Genomic DNA, 19,977 nt, shown 5'->3' with positions numbered 1-19,977 from the left:
TACTTATTGTTCTATATTTTTAGCTTCAAAAGCTACTAAATCGTTATTTACAAAGGTAAACGTTATTTGTATAGGATTACAACATACCTCACAATCTTCTACATAGGTTTCAGATGCACTAGCATCCAGCAACATGGAAATTTCTTCCCAACAATGTGGACATTGAAAAAAGTGCTCATACATCATATTTTACCATAATATTTTCTAACAAACCACTCTATTGACAATAAAACTATAATTAACAATAACAACCATTTCCAATCAACTAAACTTTGTTTTTTGGTAATAGACTTTTGTGTGGTATAAAAAGATGCATCTTCTTGTATCTTTTTTAATAATTCGTCAACTTTATCTACATAAGCAATTGCTCCGTCTGTTTTTGAGGCCAGTTGTTTTAATTTCTTAAAGTTCGCATTGGTAAATTGCTCTTCTATCTGATAATCTTCAATCTTAAACCTTCCTGAGCTACTTATATTTTGGTTCTGTACAGTTACGGTATATGAATATTCTCCTGAAGCTAAGCCTTCAACTGAAACTTGATACGAGTTGTTAAATAAAGAAAACGGAATACTCTTTTTTACCTTTGTTTCTAAGTTAGTTACCGTTAACTCTAAAGAAGCCCTACTGTCAAACTGATAGTTTTTATCAACATAAAATGCACCTATGGTTATAGGTTCATTCGCTGCATACAAGCGTTGTGCTTTTACCTCTAAACGCTTCCTTTTTTTAGTGGATGCTAAATACTGAACCAAATTTCCTACAAACGCATCAAAGCTTTCAAAATTTTTCTCTTTTAAGTAACTCGCAGCTCTCCATTTCCATATATCTTCTCCAAATAGTACTGCATGTTTTTTATCATTTTCTTCAAAGGTTGACAATAATGGTTGTGTGGTTTCTACTCCTGCATACTTTTGATACAACAAACTTTGAGATTCTTTTTTAAGCTGTACTTTTCCAAACTTATCTTTTAATGGTGGAAATTGACTAAAGCCTATATCTTCTTGATAGAAAGTTAGAAAATCTGCATTGTAAATAGCGGTATATTCTTCTTTTTGATTGATGGCTCTTTTTTGAACTCCCAAACCTTGACTATTCAAAAAGTTCCAATCTGTTTTAGTTCCTGAAACCAGTAAAAAGTTAGATTGTATTTTTTCTAAAGTACTTTTAAAATAACTGTTAGGTTGATACATAACAAAAAACTGATATGCGTCTAACTCTATATTTCTATCTTGAATCAAAGCAATGTCTACTTTGCGTTGTTTATTGCTCTCTATCGCTTTTTTAAGCGCCCCTAAATCTGGGTGCAAAAAAGAACTTAATAGTAAAACCTTGGTTTGCTCATCTAAAACTTCAACTGAAAAGCTTTTATGATTGTTCTTCGTGTTTTTTTCATTGGCTATACTACTTATGGATGCTGTATAATAGTGCACTCCTTTGGTAGTAGACACTAAATTAGCAGTAACAGTTTGTACAGGATTTTCTGGTGAAAAGCGTACTCTTTTTGAGAAAATTCTGCTCCCGTTTTTTATGATTGTAAAAGTAGTATTAACAACTTCTTTTCCTTCATAATACAACAACGCTTCAACCGGAAACTTATTCTTTACATAACTATACTTATTCACATTTAACTGTGAAATTTGAATGTCTTGGTACTTAATGGTATCTCCTATAACTACGGGAAATACTTTATGCTTTGTTGATAAAAACTCATAATCATTCCCTTGGGTTTGGTTTCCATCGGTTATTAAAATGGTAGCTGCTTTTTTACCTTTATTTAACTCATTAACAGCTTCAATTGCTTTTGAAATATTGGTTTGTGTTTCAGCAAACGATAAACTATCCAACACTTTAATATCATTCCCAAACGAAAAATACTGAACGTCAAACTTATTTTGAAGTTCTTGGTTGCTTTTAATTTTTGAAAGAGATTCTTCAACCTTCTTTTCTTCTTTAAAAAACTGAGTAGATAGTGAGTTGTCTACCAATACAGATAACACCGGTTTTATGTTCTCCGTTTCAAGAGTTGTTATCTTCGGATTGATAAATAGCAATCCTATTAAAAAGAGGCTTAGGGCTTTTAAGCTAAAAAGTAAGATGTGTACTTTAGGAGTTCTTTTTACCTTATAGAAATATTGAAAAAAAGCAATGGCTACGCTTATGAATACGGCTAATACAATGTAAATTATAGTTGTTGACTCCACTCAGCTTATTTTAGTATGTGAAGATAAAAATATCTGACAAATAAAAAGACCTTTTCTTCTTTTTCATTTATGACCTCGGTCATAAAAAACTAGCAATCAATTACATAATTTTACTAAAAACTAATATGTATGGTAACCACTGAAAACTTAACCGCTGAAAAAACACTTCAAAAGACAAATAATATGGGAATTACGGCTTACATCAATAAAAAAATTGCTGAAGGAGAACAAAACAGTATTGGTATATCTATTATATTAATTACTGTAGGCTCAATGATAGCCTCCATAACTGCTGCTTTAGCTATAGATGGAGAGGTTCATTTATTTGCCCTAATTTTTGCTTGTGTAACCGCTATGGGCGCTAATGCTACTGCCATAAGCCAACAACCTTTTAAAATAATTGCATGGGCATTTATTATTAATATACTTGGTAATATTTCGTTGATTTTTTACCTACTTACTACGTAGTTGTAGGTTTAGGCTTTGCCTCAAACATTCTAAAAAAGAGCATAGAGGCTATGTTTCGTGCTCTTTCTTTGGCTTCATGCGCTTTTGTTCCGTCAAAAAGTTCATCAACCGTTTCAAACCACAATTGCAACCAGCGTCCAAAGTGTTCTTGGTAAATAGCATACTCAAAATCCCTATCTACATCTTTATGTGCTTTCATTGGGTTTCCTTTAAACTTTCTAACAAAAAACAAATTCGTTTCCCAAAAATCGGTGAGTTTTTGCAAATGAGGTTCCCAGGTTTCTTCTGGTATTGTTTTTAAAAATATAGGCCCTATAAAATCATCCTTTCTAATTTTATCATTATAAAAGGTTGATACTAACTTATACACATCTTCCCTATTTTCTATGTCTCTTTTATCCATTTACAAATCGTTGTTGAAATACGCTACAAAAGTATATCTTTATGCAATTGCAATTTATGACTTAAATCATAATGATTCCAGAAGAACTCTTATTAAAATATACCGCTGAAACGAAACGTTTTCAAAAAGACGAGATTATTTTCTCTGAAAAACAAACCGCACACTACTACTACCAAATAGTAAGCGGAGTGGTTAAAATGAATAATTTTAATGATGATGGCAAAGAGTTTATTCAAGGCGTATTTTATAAAAACCAAAGTTTTGGTGAGCCACCTTTATTTATCGATGTAAAATATCCTGCTAATGCAGTGGCAATTTCTGACAGTACAATTCTAGCCTTGTCTAAAAACAACCTGTTTAAATTACTGCAAGATAATCCTGAAATTCACTTAAAAATCACTCAAAGTTTAGCAAAACGTTTGTATTACAAAGCTATTATTGCTTCCGAAATATCGAGTCAAGAGCCTGCCCACAGAGTACTCCGCTTTATTGACTATTTAAAAGACGATGTATACAAAGTTGAAGGAAAATACTCGTTTAAAGTAGCTTATACACGTCAGCAAATAGCTGATATTTTAGGTTTACGTGTAGAAACCGTAATTCGAGTCATAAAATCTTTAGAAAAAAAGGGAGACGTAAAAATTAGCAAACGAAAGGTATATCGTTAAAGCTTTCTTTAAAGTGACCCTTTAATAAAGTGTGTCATAAACCATAAAATTAATAGACTTATGGAATTCCGTAAGATTTTGTACACACCTTGTAGTAAGTTTGTTGGAATTGTATAACTAATTAACAAATAACAATAACTCGTTAATAACTTTATTTTAGGTAACCTATTGATTTTAATATCTTTGGTAACGTATAAAAATTGCTAAACTTTATGTCATCCCAAGATTTTGTCAGGATAAAACAACTAAAGTTTGACATATAACGAGTTGTAAGTAATTAAAAAAAACGAAAAGATGAAAATTAAAGGAAAAAGAATAAGAACTCCAAAAAGATACTTAATTGGAATTCTTTCAAACAAAGAGTTTTACATAGGAATTAAAAGTTCCGAAATTGATTTAACAAAATTGATAGAATCAGGATTTTCAACCTCATTAAATGTTGGAGAACAAGTTCTTCCTTCATCTTTAGGAAAAGTTTCTGACTTTAATGCAAATGGAAGTTTTGAAAAACTAACTGACTTGCCAAAAGAAACAGTTTATAGAGAAGTGGAAATGACTGATTGGCACGGTTATACTCATTTTGTAGATGTTCCTTATGAACGATATCAAAGAAAACCTATTCCAGCACCAAGTATTGAATTAACTATTATTGAAAATAATGGAGAGAAAATAATTGTTTCACCAAAATTAAAGAATAACAACTCGAATGAGTTTCAAACCAAACATATCATCAATTTATTTTTAGAATTATTTGGAGAATGTGAGGTTTTAAAAGATGACCTTACTCCATCTTTCAAAAATATTAAAAGACTAAATTGGAATATATTACCACAAGGAAAATATCCTTGGAGTGAATTGAAAGATAAAGTTGGAGAAGTCATTTCTAAGTATAACTATTCAAAAGAGAAAAAAGAGAAAATTGAAAGAAGAACAAGTCTAATAAATCAATATTCACCTGACTTCATAGCCATTGGGAATGCTGGATTTCATGGTTATATGATTTTTGGATTTCCTGATAAAAACATTTACCTTTTAGAAAGTGTACATTTCGGGAATGCAACTTATGTTTTCGGAAATAATTGGGAAGAACTATCTAAACTTTCGAAAAAAGAAATTTTAGACGGAGATTTACACACAAACAGGTTTATTCATAGAAATATGTGGGAAAGAGAAATTAAAAATCTATTAAAATAACTACCTACAACACCGTATAAAAATAATGGCAGTTTAATCGCTAAAACGAAAGTAAGTAAACATAAAAAGCTCTGTGTTTAACCGAAAAGTTAGTGTTTAAAAAATCTACTACTACTTTTATACGAGACCGTTGTAAAACATTAAAATAAAATTTAGAAAAAATAATGTCTGAAAAAAAAAGAAAAAAATCTAAAGAATATCTAGATAAAACTTTTCTTGAAGAATTAAATCATAAAATATGGTGTACAAAAGGAACAAGATTCAATGCAGATAGTAGGTTCAAGAAAAAATCAAAGTTATCTAATATCAGTATATCAATTATATCAGCTTATTTAATTATTGCCAGTTTATTCTCTGTTTACAATATAAATCAAAATTCTGATAATAATATTATCAATTACTTAGTTACTGCTCTATCTATACTTTTACTTGTTGTAAGTATGCACGAGAATAATCAGAATTACAAACTAAAAGCTTACAATTTTCATAGTTGTGGACTTGAATTAGGCGAAATTTATAATAGATTAAGAACTTTTAAAACCTTAGAAGGTGAGAAAAGTGAATCAGAAATAGCTGAATTTTGCTCTGAAATAAACGATAAGTACCAGATGATATTAAATAAATATGATAACCACGATGATATCGATTATGATACATTTAGAATAAAAAATTTAGATTATTTCGGAGAAGAATTTGAAAATAAAGAAGAAATAAACAAAATAAAGCGTGATTTACAGTTGAATATTTACGCCTGGTATTTATCTATGATTATACTAACTCCTTTAATTATAATTTTACTCATAATATTTATCTAACATTAACAGTAAACGTTTTACAACATAGGCTACCCCCATAGCAACAATTCATTCATAAAGTTCTCTACACGTTTTATTGTATTAACATATCTGTGAGAAAAGCTTAGTGAAAGCTCGCTAATATTGTGGCATGCTCCGTTAACATCACGGCATGGGTCGCTGATAGTTTCGTTGCGTTGAGGAAAGACCAGCGAAACTCGCTGATAGTTTCGTTGCGTTGAGAAAAGACCAGCGTGACGCGCTGAAGGTTTCGTTGTGTTGAGGAAAGCTCAGCGTAATGCGCTGACGGTTTCGTTGCTTTGAGGAAAGCTCAGCGTGACGCGCTGATGGGGAGTATTCAACAAAGTGTGTCATAAATCATAAAAATTAATAGATTTATGGATATGGAAGACAATAAATTTGATTACGAAAGTTTTAAAGCCCGAGCAATAAAAGAAATTCAACTTTAAGTACTAAAATTCCTGTAGTTTATCTCTAAAAAAAGGGAAGTATTTTCTATTTTTGTGCCTTTCAACACAACAACAAAACATGAACTTAACAGAATTAAACGCCATCTCTCCTATTGATGGTAGATACCGTAACAAAGTAGCAAGCTTAGCGAACTATTTTTCAGAAGAAGCTTTAATAAAATATCGTGTAAAGGTAGAAATTGAATATTTCATTGCTTTATGTGAAATTCCATTACCTCAGTTAGCCGATTTCAACAAAGATTTATACACTGATTTACGTAAAATTTATGAAGACTTTTCTGCTGAAGATGCTTTAAAAATCAAAGAAATTGAAAGCGTTACCAATCACGATGTAAAAGCTGTTGAGTACTTTATTAAAGAAAAGTTTGACAAGCTAAACTTGAATAAGTATAAGGAGTTTATCCACTTCGGATTAACGTCTCAAGATATTAACAATACTGCTATTCCATTATCTATTAAAGATGCGATGGAAGAAGTATACTACCCTACTTTAGATACCTTAGTTTGCAAATTAGCTGATTTATCTGAAGAGTGGGAAAACGTACCTATGTTAGCAAGAACTCACGGGCAACCAGCCTCTCCTTCTCGTTTAGGAAAAGAGTTTTTTGTATTTGTAGAGCGTATTAACAATCAAGTTATTCACATACAACATACACCACACGCAGCAAAGTTTGGTGGGGCTACGGGTAATTACAATGCACACAAAGTAGCATATCCAGATATCGATTGGAAAAACTTCGGAACTCATTTCGTTGAGGAGGTTTTAGGATTACACCACTCCTTCCCTACTACGCAGATTGAGCACTACGACCATATGGCAGCTTTATACGACGGATTAAAGCGTGTAAATACGATTTTAATTGATTTAGATCGTGATGTTTGGACGTATGTTTCTAACGACTACTTTAAACAAAAAATCAAGAAAGGTGAAGTTGGTTCATCTGCAATGCCCCACAAGGTAAATCCTATTGATTTTGAAAACTCTGAAGGAAACTTAGGTATTGCCAATGCTATTTTTGAGCATTTATCTGCTAAGTTACCGCTTTCAAGATTACAACGTGATTTAACGGATAGTACGGTATTACGTAACGTTGGTGTTCCTTTTGGACATACGTTAATTGGTTTTGCTTCTACCTTAAAAGGATTAAACAAGTTATTATTAAACGAAGCTAAGTTTGCTGAAGATTTAGAAAATAACTGGGCGGTAGTTGCTGAGGCTATTCAAACTATTTTACGTCGTGAAGCGTATCCAAATCCATATGAAGCTTTAAAAGGATTAACTCGTACGAACGAAAAAATCAACAAAGATTCTATCGCTAATTTTATTGATACTTTAGAGGTTTCTGAGGCGATTAAAAATGAATTAAAACAAATTACACCATCTAATTACACAGGTATATAATCCATGAACATTATAATTTTTGGGCCTCCATTGGCTGGTAAAGGAACCCAATCAAAAAAAATAATAAATGATTTTAACTTAACACATCTTTCTACTGGAGATGTGTTAAGAAAAGAAAAAGCTAAAAAAAGTGTTTTAGGCTTAGAAGCTGAAGAATACAGTAGTAAAGGTCTACTTGCTCCAGACGATTTAGTTATGGAAATAGTAGAGAAATTTTATACCAATCAAAATGATAAAAACAATTTTCTTTTTGATGGCTATCCTAGAAACATTAAACAAGCAAAGCATTTAATCAATTTTCTAGAAAAAGATCAGAATGCTATAGATTTAATTATCCATTTAAAAGTTCCTAAAGATGTTTTGTTAGAAAGAGCTAAAATAAGGGCAATTGAAGAAAACAGAAAAGATGATGAAAACCAAAACACAGTTTTAACTAGGATTGATGAATTTGTTAATCTTACTAAACAGGCTATTAATTTCATCAAAGAACAAGGAGTAACAACTATTGAGGTAGATGGAAATCAATCTGTAGAAGAAATTTACGAAATAATTTATCAAAAACTAAATAATCTAGAAAGTGAAAAAAGCTAACTTTTTATTTCTATCTAAAGTCTTTTTCTTTTTTTGCATGTTAATTATAACATCTTGTAATACTGAGAAAAAAGGAGACCCAACACGTTTCGTTCACGGAACATTTGAAATTCCTGCTGGTGATAACTACGGAAAAACAACTATTGTAAGAAAAGATAGCTTACAAATAGAAGAGTATACTAAAAAAGTAAGTATTTCTACTGACAGCTTAGTTACTGAAAAAGAAATAAAGCATATAGATACACTCTACATCAAATGGAAAAATAATTTCGCATATACTCTGCGAATGAAAAATCCTAAAACTGATTTAGATAAAGATCCAATATTTGTTCAAATAACTAAAGTTACTGATAGCTCTTATAGTTTTACCGCAAAAATTGGCTATTCTAACTTTAAACAAAAAGGAACTGTATATAAAGTACAATAAACTATGGAAATTTTCTTACAACCTGATACGTGGGGTGCTTTAGTAACCTTAACTTTTTTAGAAATTATATTAGGTATTGATAACATTATTTTTATCTCAATAGCTGCAAATAAGCTACCTGAAAATCAACAAAAAAAAGCAACTAATATTGGGCTGTTCTTAGCCATGGTACTTCGTATTTTGCTGCTATTTGGTATTTCATTGCTTATTGCTATGAACTCTCCTTTTTTTAACATTGATTTATCTTGGTTCAAAGCTGGAGTTACTGGGCAGGCATTAATTTTATTTGCCGGTGGAATATTCCTTCTATATAAAAGTACTAAAGAAATTCACCATAAAGTTGAAGGGTATGCTGAAGATGAAAATGATGGTAAGCCTAAAAAAGGATACACATTAACGCAAGCTATTATACAAATTACGTTAATTAACATTGTTTTCTCTTTTGACTCTATTTTAACAGCTGTAGGAATGACTAATGGTATTGAAGGTGCTATGGTTATTATGATTACTTCTGTTGTATTATCTATGGTTATTATGATGTTATTTGCAAATCCAGTAGGAAAATTTGTAAGCAAGCACCCAACCATTCAAATGTTAGGATTGTCTTTCTTAATCTTAATTGGATTCATGCTTATTGCAGAAGGAGCACATCTATCTCATGCTACTCTTTTTGGAGAAGAAATAGGGAGTATCCCTAAAGCCTATTTATATTTTGCTATTACTTTTTCTTTAGTAGTAGAAATGCTAAATATGAAAATGCGAGGGAATTCAAAAAAGCATTAAGAAAATATTAAGACTATAAAAAAATAAAACCTAATAGTTAATTTCTATTAGGTTTTATTTTTTATACTTTTGTTCCTTGTGATTCAACTAAAAAAACATATTGCTTTACTAAGTATATTAATTCTACTATTACCAACTGTAGTTTTAACGATACACTTATTTGAAAATCATGAGCATACAGTCTGTTCTTCTACAAATGAGCATCACTTCCATGCGCAAGAACTTGATTGTTCTTTAGTTCACTATCAATTTAACACATTTACATATCGTACTGCTGAAAATTTTGCAGTTATTCCGCAACACTTTTATAAATTAGATTATGAGACTCAACCTCAGTTAATCTCTTTTATATATGCTGATAAAAGATCTTCTAGAGCACCTCCTTTTTAAGTTTTACAAAAAATTAAAATTTAAAAAAATAATATAAAATCTTTATATGAAATCAAATTGTATCATTTTGATGCTAATGCTCGTATTTTTTTCTACAGCATATGGTCAAAAATGTGAATATACATTTTCTGGTTTAGTTGAAGACTTTCATGATAAGTCTCCTATTATAGGAGCTACGGTATATATTAAAAATCAAAATAAATATGCTGTTACAAACATTGAAGGAAAGTTTACAATTAAAAATGTATGTTCTGGTAAAATTATAGTTGAAGTATCACATGTAGCTTGTGAGTCACAAATTATTGAACGTAACATTACTAAAAACACTTATTTAGTTATTGATTTAGAACATCATGAAGAAGAACTAAATGAAGTAAATATAAAAGGTGTTACGGGCTTAAAAACTAAAACTGCACAAGAAACAGTGTTAAAATCAAGTGTTTTAGAAAAAAATAGTGACGCTACTTTAGGAGACGCCCTTAAAAATATTTCTGGAGTCTCATCAATTAATACAGGTAATAGCATAGTTAAACCTGTTATTAATGGGTTACATGGTAGTAGAGTTTTGGTGTCTTTTAACGATGTTAGATTACAAGATCAAGAGTGGGGTGTAGAACATGCTCCGAATATTGATATTAATGCTGCTAACTCAATTTCTGTAATTAAAGGAGCAAATGCTTTACAATACGGAGGTGATGCTATTGGTGGTGTGGTAATACTTAACCCAAAAAACAATATTCTTAAAGATACTTTGTTTGGTAAAACTATTATATCACAACAAACCAATGGTCGTTTATTCTCAGTAGCAACCAACGTAAATAAAAATTATGAAACTGGTTGGTATGTAAACGGACAAGCATCGTATAAAAGAGCTGGTGATTTTGATGCTGCAGACTATAAACTTACCAATACAGCTATTAATTCAAAAGCATTTACTGTTAACACAGGTTTTCATAAGTTTGAAAAAGGTTTTGATTTGTTTTATAGTTACTTAGATAATCAAGTTGGTATATTAAGTGCTTCTCACTTTGGTAATATTACCGATTTGCTGAATGCAATTAATAGTAAACAACCACTTATTATTGATGACTTTGGCTATACTATTAATAATCCAAAACAAGAAGTAACTCATCAAATTTTCAAAACTAAATTTTACAAACGATTTAAAGCTTTTGGTAAACTATCATTACAATATGATTATCAAGTAAATCATAGGTTTGAATTTGATAAACGAATTGGTGATAGAAAAAACTTACAAGCAGTAGACTTAAAACTAAAAACTCATAGTTTTAAATCTGATTTGTATTTAGATTCAAATACAGACCAAATTTATAAATTTGGTATAAATGGTTTGTATCAATCAAATTTTTCTGATCCAATAACTAAAGTTAGACGATTAATACCCGATTATGATAAATATGCTTTTGGAGCCTATGCTATTTCTAATTTAACGTTTGATAAATTGTATATAACAACAGGTGTTAGATATGATTTTAATCATATTGATGCTAAAAAATTCTATCAACAATCTAGATGGGATAATTTAAATTATCAAAATGATTTTGGCAGTATAGTTATCGATCCAAACGTATCTGGTTCACAACTACTAACAAATCCAACGTTTACTTATCATAATGTATCAGCTTCTGTAGGTATTACCTATAATGCAAATGATCATAATTCTTTTATGTTTAATTACGGTTTAGCAAACAGAGCGCCAAATCCATCAGAGCTATTTAGCGATGGATTGCACCACTCTGCTGCTAGAATAGAATTAGGAGATTTACGTATTAAAACAGAAACTTCTAATAGGTTATCAGCCTCTTACAAGTATACTAATAAAAAGGTAAATCTTAATTTAGAAGCTTTTTACAATCATATTAAAGATTTTATTTACATAGAACCAAGCGGACAAGAAACTACTAACAGAGGTACTTTTTCTGTTTGGTCTTATAAACAAGTTAACGCACAGTTATTTGGTATTGATGCCAGCGCTCAATACAACATTAATAATAATTTTGTGTTAACAAACAAAAGTTCATTTTTAAGAGGTACCGATGTATCTAACGATAGACCGTTAATAGACATCCCTCCTTTTAAAACAGTAACTTCGCTAGCTTTTAAAAAAGAAAGTTGGCAAAATTTTTATGCTTCTATCGAAAGCGAATACAACGCAAAACAAAACAAGTACCCTAATAATAATTTTAATGCCTTTATTCCTACATTAAATCAAAATGTACTTGTTGATATTAGCACACCTCCAGCAGCATACCATTTATTAAACTTTTCTTCAGGATTTGATTTTAAACTCAATAAAACAAAAGTTAACATTAACTTATATGTGGATAACATTTTAAACAAATCTTACCGAAATTATTTAAATAGATTACGATATTTTGCTGACGACTTAGGAAGAAACTTTAAAGTTCAACTAAAAATTAATTATTAAAAAACATTTAAAATGAAAAATATTAAATTATTAGCCATATTATTTACTTCTGCATTAGCAATTACTTCTTGTTCTAGTGATGATGATCCAGTACCAGTTAACGAAGAAGAAGTTATTACTACAGTAACTATTAAATTAACTCCACAAGAAGGTGGTGACACCGTTACATTACAAAGTAGAGATTTAGATGGTGATGGTCCTAACGATCCAATAGTTACAGGAGGTACTTTAAGTGCAAACACAACATATAATGGAGAAATTACCTTATTAAACGAATTAGAAGATCCAGCTGAAAATATTACTGAAGAAGTTGCTGAAGAAGCAGATGAACACCAGTTCTTTTATAGCCAAACAGGTGTAACAAGTACTTTCTCTTATGCTGGTGATAATGATACCAATGGAAATCCTGTAGGTATTAATTTTACGGTTGCAACTGGTGAAGCTGGAAGCGGAAATTATGTTTTTATCTTAAGACATGAGCCTAATAAAAGTGCTGCCAATGTTAAAGATGGTGATATTACCAATGCTGGTGGAGAAACAGATGTACAAGTTTCATTACCTGTAGAAATACAATAATTATAACAATACATATTATAAAAGCCTCTTAGTAACTATGCTGCTAAGAGGCTTTATATTTAAACCAACGTTAACTTGGTAAAGTTTTTAGTTCTCTTCTTTTTTAAGTAATTGCGGAAACTTACGCTTAAACCAATTTAGTCGAGGAATTGAAAACTCCTTTTTCCGTATTGCAATGCACAGCTAACGATTCTGTATGTCCTGCACGATCAGTTACATTCACCCAAAAAATTTACTCCTGATAATATTTTTTTACCCTGGTAGAAATATTGTTTAAGAAATAAACTTCACTCTATAAAAAATAACTCCCCAGTAACACTGCTACTGGGGAGCTTTTATATAAACAAACTTTAACTTAATAAAGTTTTTAATGCTTTTCCTTTTTAAGCAATTCCGGAAACTTGCGTTTAAACCGATTTAGTCTAGGAATTGAAACTTTTTGCACATACGGATTCTCTGGGTGCAAACGTTCATAGTTTTGATGATACTCTTCCGCAGGATAAAACTTCTCCATCTTTTTAACCTCCGTAACTATTTTCCCTTGATACACATCTTTATTTAACCTTTTAATAGTATTCTCTAATATTTGCTTTTCCTCTTCTGTTTTGTAAAAAGCTATTGATCGGTATTGTGAACCATAATCTGGATGTTGTCCATTTTTGGTGGTTGGATCGTGTGAACCAAAAAACACCGTTACTAACGTTTGAAAACTAACTTTTTTAGGGTTGTAATATACTGCTACGGATTCTGCATGTCCTGTACGACCTGTTCCTATAGTTTTATACGTTGGGTTTTTAGTGTGTCCTCCTGCATATCCTGATACAGCCTCCTCTACTCCATTTACACTTTCAAAAATTGCTTCTACACACCAAAAACAACCACTTGCAAAGTAAGCTACTTTTGTTTCTGAAAGTACTTTTTCTGATGTCTTTCTTTGTTTTTCTTCTTCTTTTTTTTGCGAGAAACTCAATAGCGTTATCACTAAAACAATAGCTGCAAATGCTGTTACTACCTTAAATATCTTCATATAATTAGTCCTGTTTATATATTAGTTGGTCGTACAAAGAATACATTTTTTACAATTGTTTACAACTTTAATATTTCCTTAAGAAATTTGTTTGTGTGTTGCCTTTGTGTTTTCTATTTTTGTTTACGTAAACAGTAGATTTTAATGGAACATTTTATAGTATCGGCACGTAAATATCGTCCTCAAAATTTTGAAGATGTGGTAGGGCAACAAGCTATTACCAATACGTTAGAAAATGCGATACAAAACAACCATTTAGCACAAGCTTTATTATTTACAGGACCTCGTGGAGTTGGTAAAACATCGTGTGCTCGTATTTTGGCTAAACGTATTAACCAAGAAGATGCAACTACTGATGATGAAGATTTTGCTTTCAATATTTTTGAATTAGATGCGGCCTCTAACAACTCTGTTGATGATATTCGTAATTTAACTGACCAAGTTCGTATTCCGCCTCAAACAGGAAAATACAAGGTGTATATTATTGATGAGGTTCACATGCTTTCACAAGCTGCTTTTAACGCCTTTTTAAAGACCTTAGAAGAACCGCCAGCGCATGCTATCTTTATCTTAGCAACTACAGAAAAGCATAAAATTATTCCAACAATACTATCTCGTTGTCAAATTTTTGACTTTAAACGTATTGGTGTTTTAGATGCTAAAGAGTATTTAAAAACCATATGTGCTAAAGAAAATATTACTGCTGAAGATGATGCCTTGCATGTAATTGCACAAAAAGCTGACGGTGCTATGCGTGATGCGCTTTCTATTTTTGATAGAGTTGTAAGTTTTTCTGGTAGTAATTTAACTCGTGAAGCAGTTACTCAAAACTTAAATGTGTTAGACTACGATGTGTATTTTAACATTACTGACTTGTTACTTGGAAATAAAATTCCAGAAGTTTTAATGGCTTTTAATGATGTGTTAGGAAAAGGGTTTGAGGGACATCATTTTATAAATGGTTTAGCTTCTCACTTTAGAGATTTGCTAGTAGCAAAAGACCAAGCTACCATAGCTTTACTTGAGATTGGAGACAATACAAAAAAGAAGTACTTAGAACAAGCGTCTAAAGCTAGTATGCAGTTTTTGCTCCCTGCTATAGATAAGGCAAACGATTGCGATTTGAAATACCGAGGAAGTAAAAACCAACGGTTATTGGTAGAACTTACTTTAATGCAAATTGCCTCTATCACTTTTGATGGAGCAAAAAAAAAATCTAGCAACTACATAATTCCCGCTACTTTTTTTACCGCTTTATCTCCCTCAATTAAAAAAACTGAGGTGAAACCTGCTGTTGCAAAAACCCCTAAAAAAGTTGAAGCTACACCTGTAACAGCTTCAGCAGCAAAAGAAACTCCTGCTAAACCAGTTTTAAAAAATATTAAACGACGTACCTCTGCTTTATCTTTTAAAAGTTTACAGCAAAAGAAAGAAGTAAAAAGTAACATAGATATAGAAGAGAATTACGACAATCATCCTAGAACTCCTTTTAATCAAGATGAGTTAAAAGATGCTTGGAAAAAATATTATTTTCAACTTCAGAATTTTGGAGAGCGAAGTATAGCCGCTATTTTAGCTTCAGATGAACCTAAACTACAAGAGGATTTTACCATTGTTTTTTCATTACCTAACGATTTAATGAAATCTCAACTTGAAAAAGGAAAACCTAAGTTATTACGTTTTTTACGTGAGAAACTAAACAATTACGGTATTCAAATCAATGTTATTGTAAATGAAACTGTAGAAAAAAAGTTTGCCTATACTCCTCAAGAGAAGTACGACAAACTAAAAGAAAAAAATCCGTTAATTGAGAAGCTAAAGAATACTTTTGGGTTAGATGTTTAAATTCTTCCCCACGTAAACTAACTTCCAATCTTCTATTTTCTTTACTTTTTTCTCAAATTCTGAAATTAATAAAATTTCATTCTTCTGACTCTTAACAAAGATTGGTATTGATTTTTGATCTCGATTAATTTCTTCAATCTTCTTCTTATAATCTTCAATAGAATTGACTACTGTTTCGTGAATTTCAGGAAACTCTCTTACAGCTTCCATTAAATTAATATAATCATCTTCTATAGTAAATAAATGATCTTCATCTTCATAATCTTTTGTAATAACTTCTTGTGACGTTGCTAAACGATAAGCACCCTGTTCTCCAAAAATTGATGAGAAATTTGAGATTACAAATTTGTTAATGGAATCACTTCCTGTCATTGCAATTAAATACCCTACATCATTAAGTTCGATATTATCTGTAAGTTGATCGTCATAAATATTTACTTCAATTGACTCCAACCCTTCTTCCTTTGCTTTTTCTACATTTTCAATATTGGAATCAATCAATACTACTCTTCTTTGATTTTGTTTTAAGTATTTAGCAATCATTCTAGCTAAATCTGAAGCCCCAACAATCATTATTGCATTTGAACGCTTTAAAAACACGCCAACTAATTTAGCAAACAATCTTGCTGTAGTAGCGTTTAACAAAACAGTTCCTAACACCACCATAAATACCAAAGGTGTTATATACTCAGATCCTTCAATTCCCTGTTTTAATAACTTACTACCAAATAACGAAGCAATACCAGCGGCAACAATACCTCTTGGCCCTACCCAACTAATAAATAGTTTTTCATTTGTTTTTAAATTAGATTTAGATGTACTTAAAAATACCGCTAACGGACGTATTACAAACACTATTAAAGCAAATAAAAGCAGTGTTTTCCATTCATACAATAGTGTTAATTCTTTGTAATCAATATTTGCTGATAGTAAAATAAATAGAATAGAAATTAATAAGACACTTAATGACTCTTTAAAGTATAATATTTCTTTTAAATTCTTTAGTTTACTGTTTCCTAACACCATTCCCATTACTACAACAGCTAGTAGTCCTGATTCATGAGCAAATAACTCTGACTCTACAAACACTAATAAAACTGTGGATAAAGAAACTACATTTAATAAGTAGTGTGGCACCCATTTTTTGTTGATTACAAATATTAAAGCATGGGCAAAAGTGAACCCGAAAGTGGTTCCGAAAAGGATTATTTTTAAGAATTCTAACAAGGCAGTTCCTGTAAAACCTGCGCCTCCTCCTACACTTATAAATTCAAAAACAAGTACGGCCACTAAAGCTCCAATGGGGTCTATTAATATTCCTTCCCATTTTAAAACTGCCGAAACATCTTTTTTAAGCGGTATATTTCTAAGAATTGGTGTTATTACCGTAGGTCCTGTAACGATTATTAATCCTGAAAATAAAAACGATAATTCCCAGCTTAAACCAAACACATAATGAGCGATTATAGCGCCTCCAAAAAAGGTAATTGCCGATCCTAATGTTATTAATTTTGTAATAACAGGTCCTATATTTTTTATTTCACCACGTCGTAAGGTTAATCCTCCTTCAAAAAGAATAATACTAATAGATAGTGATACAAAATAATACAGCCCGTCGCCGGGGAATAATCCTTTTTCACCATCCCAAACAGGCTCTATCCATTTACTTCCATCATCATTAAAAAACTCTGCTGCAATAGGGCCTACAAGTAATCCTATTAAGATTAAAGGTAAAATTGCTGGAATTTTAAACCTCCAAGCTACCCATTGTGCTAAAATTCCAAGTATAATTATCCCTGCTAGTTCTAACATATTTTATATTTAAAAAAACTAAAAATACAGCTTTTAATTAAACCCTATTTATATTTATTTAATTTTTTATTTCAATAACTCTCTTCAACTCATTACCAAAATCATCTATAACCGTTACTATATGAGTTCCGCTTTTTGGCATAACTGCTTGCTCATGATACTGTTCTGTTATTCCTATAAATTGTTTGTTTAAATACCAATACACTTTTGCCTCTGCATTAGCGTGTGTAAGCTTTAAAATTATAGGATTTAGCTTATTGTTTTCTCCTCTTGTTAAAGATATTTTCGAGGTATATTTGGCAGGAAAAACAAAATCCATTGTATTACTTTCCAACTGGTTACAATCTGACCTAAACTTAGGAAGTGATCTATAATCTGCATTATTTTGCTGATAATAATATGCCATTAATGGTGGCAATACAAACCATGGTTTTGTTACCATGTTGGAAATTGATTCGCAATTTGAGTTCACTCTATATTTTTCAGATGCATCTACTGTTACTTCTTGATGATATGGACATGATTTAGCTTTCATTGCACTTTTTTGAACTCTTTTGGTTACTGTTGATGGACAAATAGTTTTGGCTAAAAATCCACTTTTCTCACAAATAACTGCTTCAATTAAATCTTCATAGGGTTCTAAAAACCAATTAGATTTTGGTAATACATCAAAAACATTAAACATTAGTGGAGCTGCGCTTCCAACTCCCGTGAGATCAGGGCGTCCTTCTCCATCAGAGTTTCCTATCCACACCCCTACCACATAATTTGGGGTAACTCCAACTGCCCAAGCATCCTTATTCCCAAAACTTGTCCCTGTTTTCCACGCTATTTTTTGGGACGAATCATAGTACTTCCAAGCTTGATCTGTATAAGGTCTATTTACCTCAATTAAAGTATTTAGCGTTAAAAATGTAGCCCCAGCATCTAAAGTTGTATAATCCTCCTGAATCTCACCAAAATTTGGAATTCCATCAGACAAAAAACTAGGTTCTACAAATTCTTTTTGATAATACTTATGTTTTAATTCTTCATAGTGATTTACAATTCCTGCATATCCTGCAAAAGTTTTACATAAATCCCACAAACTGGCTTCTGCTCCTCCTAAAATTAATGAAAGTCCATAATAATCTGCTGATTTATTAATATCTTTAATATGATATGCTCTTAAATCTTCTCTAAATTTTTCCAATCCATATCGTTGTAACATACGTACTGAAGGAATATTCAACGAACGTGTCAATGCTTCGTTCGCAGGAACTGCTCCATCAAAAGTTAAATTGAAATTTTTCGGAGAATATCCTGCAATCTCTGTTGGTACATCTGCTACTAATTGATTGGGTAATAAATCTCCTGACTGTAGCATTTGTGCATATAAAAAAGGCTTTAAAGTACTTCCTGTACTTCTTGGAGCATTAATATTATTCACATCTTTTTGATGCGCTTTATCGGTTGGAGAGTTCCCTACATAAGACAGTACTTTTCTTGTTTTAACATCTAACACCAATACCGCCATATTGTAGACTTCATTTTGTTTTTGACGGAAGTAGTGTTGTTTTACTAAATTATTTATTTGCCTTTGTAAATGAATATCAATAGAGCTTTTTACGCGTTGTCCTCTATACTTTTTAGTTACTTCTTGCACAAAATGTGGTGCTACCGTAGGTAATGGATATGGTTTTTGTGGTAATTCTTCTTCAATCGCTAAATCATACGTAATTTGATCTATAATTCCTTCTTCGTGTAACTTTTGTAGTAACCTATTTCTTTTATTTTTTAGCTTTTGTTGATTTTTCCCTGGATAAATTAATGATGGGGCATTTGGCAATACCGCTAATGTAGCCGTTTCTGCCCATGATAACTGATATGGTTTTAATCCAAAGTAACGCCACGAAGCCATTTCTAACCCAACAACATTTCCTCCATAAGGTGCATGTGAAGCATACAGATTTAAAATTTCTTTTTTGGAGTGACGAAATTCTAAACGAGTGGCTAATATTAACTCTTGCAGCTTTTCAAAATAGGAACGTTTTTTGTTTTTTCGTGATAAACGAATTACTTGCTGCGTTAATGTACTACCACCTCGGACAACTTTTTTTGCTTTTATATTTTCTACCATCGCTTTTCCTATTGAAATAGGATTGAATCCAAGATGTTTGTAGAAATAAGCGTCTTCAAATTGTAAAATACAATGTTCAAATTTTTTAGGAACAGAATCTAACTCAGGAAATCGCCACTGACCATCACTAGCAATAACAGCTCCTAACAATTCATTATTTTTTGATGTTACGACTGTTGATGTTGGATTATCGAATAAATTTTTAGGTAAACAGAAATAATAAGCTACCATAAAAACACTTATAATGATAACTTTAATTTTATGCTGTTTTAAAAAGTTAAAAACAATTTTCATAGACAACTTATATATCTCAAAAGTATAAAGTTTATAACAAACA

Annotated in this window: 18 protein-coding genes; 12 read left to right on the top strand and 6 right to left on the bottom strand. The window is 31.2% G+C overall.

What is annotated here, in order from left to right:
• Positions 1–3: 3 nt before the first annotated feature.
• Together C7448_RS11445 and C7448_RS11440 are read right to left on the bottom strand one after the other, a co-directional pair.
• On the bottom strand, positions 4–183 hold the full coding sequence (locus C7448_RS11445) for a CPXCG motif-containing cysteine-rich protein (protein WP_115901677.1): 180 nt from the start codon (positions 181–183) through the stop codon (positions 4–6).
• The gene (locus tag C7448_RS11440; protein ID WP_245939475.1) at positions 183–2,201 is read right to left on the bottom strand and encodes a VWA domain-containing protein; all 2,019 of its coding nucleotides are present in this window, start codon (positions 2,199–2,201) and stop codon (positions 183–185) included. The genes C7448_RS11445 and C7448_RS11440 overlap by 1 nt, the downstream gene beginning before the upstream one ends.
• 129 nt (positions 2,202–2,330) lie before the next feature.
• On the opposite strand from C7448_RS11440, the gene C7448_RS11435 reads away from it, so the two are divergent.
• Positions 2,331–2,669: a hypothetical protein gene (locus C7448_RS11435; protein ID WP_115901519.1), complete on the top strand. Its 339-nt coding sequence runs from the start codon at positions 2,331–2,333 to the stop codon at positions 2,667–2,669.
• Here the strand turns inward: C7448_RS11435 and C7448_RS11430 are convergent.
• Positions 2,662–3,072, bottom strand: a complete 411-nt coding sequence (locus tag C7448_RS11430) for a group III truncated hemoglobin (RefSeq protein ID WP_115901518.1) — start codon at positions 3,070–3,072, stop codon at positions 2,662–2,664. The two genes, C7448_RS11435 and C7448_RS11430, sit on opposite strands and share 8 nt — an antisense overlap.
• Positions 3,073–3,143: 71 nt before the next feature.
• Here C7448_RS11430 and C7448_RS11425 point away from each other — a divergent pair, with 71 nt between their 5' ends.
• The 10 genes from C7448_RS11425 (at position 3,144) to C7448_RS11380 (ending at position 12,837) form a co-directional block, all read left to right on the top strand.
• Positions 3,144–3,740 (top strand): Crp/Fnr family transcriptional regulator, encoded by a 597-nt coding sequence (locus tag C7448_RS11425; protein ID WP_115901517.1) that lies wholly within the window; start codon positions 3,144–3,146, stop codon positions 3,738–3,740.
• A 294-nt stretch (positions 3,741–4,034) separates the two neighbouring features.
• On the top strand, positions 4,035–4,934 hold the full coding sequence (locus tag C7448_RS11420; protein ID WP_115901516.1) for a hypothetical protein: 900 nt from the start codon (positions 4,035–4,037) through the stop codon (positions 4,932–4,934).
• Between the two features lie 164 nt (positions 4,935–5,098).
• Positions 5,099–5,749 (top strand): SLATT domain-containing protein, encoded by a 651-nt coding sequence (locus tag C7448_RS11415; RefSeq protein ID WP_115901515.1) that lies wholly within the window; start codon positions 5,099–5,101, stop codon positions 5,747–5,749.
• A 528-nt stretch (positions 5,750–6,277) separates the two neighbouring features.
• Positions 6,278–7,621 (top strand): adenylosuccinate lyase, encoded by a 1,344-nt coding sequence (gene purB / locus C7448_RS11410; RefSeq protein WP_115901514.1) that lies wholly within the window; start codon positions 6,278–6,280, stop codon positions 7,619–7,621.
• 3 nt (positions 7,622–7,624) lie between these two features.
• The gene (locus tag C7448_RS11405) at positions 7,625–8,212 is read left to right on the top strand and encodes an adenylate kinase family protein (RefSeq protein ID WP_115901513.1); all 588 of its coding nucleotides are present in this window, start codon (positions 7,625–7,627) and stop codon (positions 8,210–8,212) included.
• Positions 8,199–8,639, top strand: a complete 441-nt coding sequence (locus C7448_RS11400; protein WP_245939474.1) for a hypothetical protein — start codon at positions 8,199–8,201, stop codon at positions 8,637–8,639. Before C7448_RS11405 ends, C7448_RS11400 begins: the two co-directional genes overlap by 14 nt.
• A 3-nt stretch (positions 8,640–8,642) precedes the next feature.
• Positions 8,643–9,422 (top strand): TerC family protein, encoded by a 780-nt coding sequence (locus C7448_RS11395; RefSeq protein WP_115901511.1) that lies wholly within the window; start codon positions 8,643–8,645, stop codon positions 9,420–9,422.
• 78 nt (positions 9,423–9,500) lie between these two features.
• The gene (locus C7448_RS11390; RefSeq protein ID WP_115901510.1) at positions 9,501–9,812 is read left to right on the top strand and encodes a hypothetical protein; all 312 of its coding nucleotides are present in this window, start codon (positions 9,501–9,503) and stop codon (positions 9,810–9,812) included.
• 46 nt (positions 9,813–9,858) lie between these two features.
• A complete protein-coding gene (locus C7448_RS11385; RefSeq protein ID WP_115901509.1) occupies positions 9,859–12,261 on the top strand; it encodes a TonB-dependent receptor in 2,403 nt (800 codons plus the stop codon).
• 12 nt (positions 12,262–12,273) lie between these two features.
• Positions 12,274–12,837: a type 1 periplasmic binding fold superfamily protein gene (locus C7448_RS11380; RefSeq protein ID WP_115901508.1), complete on the top strand. Its 564-nt coding sequence runs from the start codon at positions 12,274–12,276 to the stop codon at positions 12,835–12,837.
• A gap of 367 nt (positions 12,838–13,204) precedes the next feature.
• Here the strand turns inward: C7448_RS11380 and msrA are convergent, their stop codons facing one another.
• Positions 13,205–13,864 carry a peptide-methionine (S)-S-oxide reductase MsrA gene (gene msrA / locus C7448_RS11375; protein ID WP_115901507.1) on the bottom strand — a complete coding sequence of 220 codons (660 nt, stop codon included), beginning with the start codon at positions 13,862–13,864 and terminating at the stop codon, positions 13,205–13,207.
• 144 nt (positions 13,865–14,008) lie between these two features.
• On the opposite strand from msrA, the gene dnaX reads away from it, so the two are divergent.
• Positions 14,009–15,709 (top strand): DNA polymerase III subunit gamma/tau, encoded by a 1,701-nt coding sequence (gene dnaX / locus C7448_RS11370; RefSeq protein ID WP_115901506.1) that lies wholly within the window; start codon positions 14,009–14,011, stop codon positions 15,707–15,709.
• On the opposite strand, the gene C7448_RS11365 is transcribed toward dnaX, so the two are convergent.
• Positions 15,698–17,521, bottom strand: a complete 1,824-nt coding sequence (locus C7448_RS11365; protein ID WP_115901505.1) for a cation:proton antiporter — start codon at positions 17,519–17,521, stop codon at positions 15,698–15,700. The two genes, dnaX and C7448_RS11365, sit on opposite strands and share 12 nt — an antisense overlap.
• 58 nt (positions 17,522–17,579) lie before the next feature.
• Positions 17,580–19,934 carry a penicillin-binding protein 1C gene (pbpC, locus tag C7448_RS11360; protein ID WP_115901504.1) on the bottom strand — a complete coding sequence of 785 codons (2,355 nt, stop codon included), beginning with the start codon at positions 19,932–19,934 and terminating at the stop codon, positions 17,580–17,582.
• Between the last annotated feature and the right edge of the window lie 43 nt (positions 19,935–19,977).

Origin of the sequence: Tenacibaculum gallaicum (assembly GCF_003387615.1) — a bacterium.
Classification (GTDB): domain Bacteria; phylum Bacteroidota; class Bacteroidia; order Flavobacteriales; family Flavobacteriaceae; genus Polaribacter; species Polaribacter gallaicus.
This window is presented reverse-complemented; position numbering and strand designations above follow the sequence as displayed.

Coding starts and splice junctions, on each gene's coding strand:
- C7448_RS11365 (WP_115901505.1), bottom strand. CDS start 17,521: ATGTTAGAACTAGCAGGGATAATTATACTTGGAATTTTAGCACAATGG.
- C7448_RS11425 (WP_115901517.1), top strand. CDS start 3,144: ATGATTCCAGAAGAACTCTTATTAAAATATACCGCTGAAACGAAACGT.
- C7448_RS11405 (WP_115901513.1), top strand. CDS start 7,625: ATGAACATTATAATTTTTGGGCCTCCATTGGCTGGTAAAGGAACCCAA.
- C7448_RS11385 (WP_115901509.1), top strand. CDS start 9,859: ATGAAATCAAATTGTATCATTTTGATGCTAATGCTCGTATTTTTTTCT.
- msrA (WP_115901507.1), bottom strand. CDS start 13,864: ATGAAGATATTTAAGGTAGTAACAGCATTTGCAGCTATTGTTTTAGTG.
- C7448_RS11420 (WP_115901516.1), top strand. CDS start 4,035: ATGAAAATTAAAGGAAAAAGAATAAGAACTCCAAAAAGATACTTAATT.
- C7448_RS11395 (WP_115901511.1), top strand. CDS start 8,643: ATGGAAATTTTCTTACAACCTGATACGTGGGGTGCTTTAGTAACCTTA.
- pbpC (WP_115901504.1), bottom strand. CDS start 19,934: ATGAAAATTGTTTTTAACTTTTTAAAACAGCATAAAATTAAAGTTATC.
- dnaX (WP_115901506.1), top strand. CDS start 14,009: ATGGAACATTTTATAGTATCGGCACGTAAATATCGTCCTCAAAATTTT.
- C7448_RS11445 (WP_115901677.1), bottom strand. CDS start 183: ATGTATGAGCACTTTTTTCAATGTCCACATTGTTGGGAAGAAATTTCC.
- C7448_RS11415 (WP_115901515.1), top strand. CDS start 5,099: ATGTCTGAAAAAAAAAGAAAAAAATCTAAAGAATATCTAGATAAAACT.
- purB (WP_115901514.1), top strand. CDS start 6,278: ATGAACTTAACAGAATTAAACGCCATCTCTCCTATTGATGGTAGATAC.
- C7448_RS11435 (WP_115901519.1), top strand. CDS start 2,331: ATGGTAACCACTGAAAACTTAACCGCTGAAAAAACACTTCAAAAGACA.
- C7448_RS11430 (WP_115901518.1), bottom strand. CDS start 3,072: ATGGATAAAAGAGACATAGAAAATAGGGAAGATGTGTATAAGTTAGTA.
- C7448_RS11380 (WP_115901508.1), top strand. CDS start 12,274: ATGAAAAATATTAAATTATTAGCCATATTATTTACTTCTGCATTAGCA.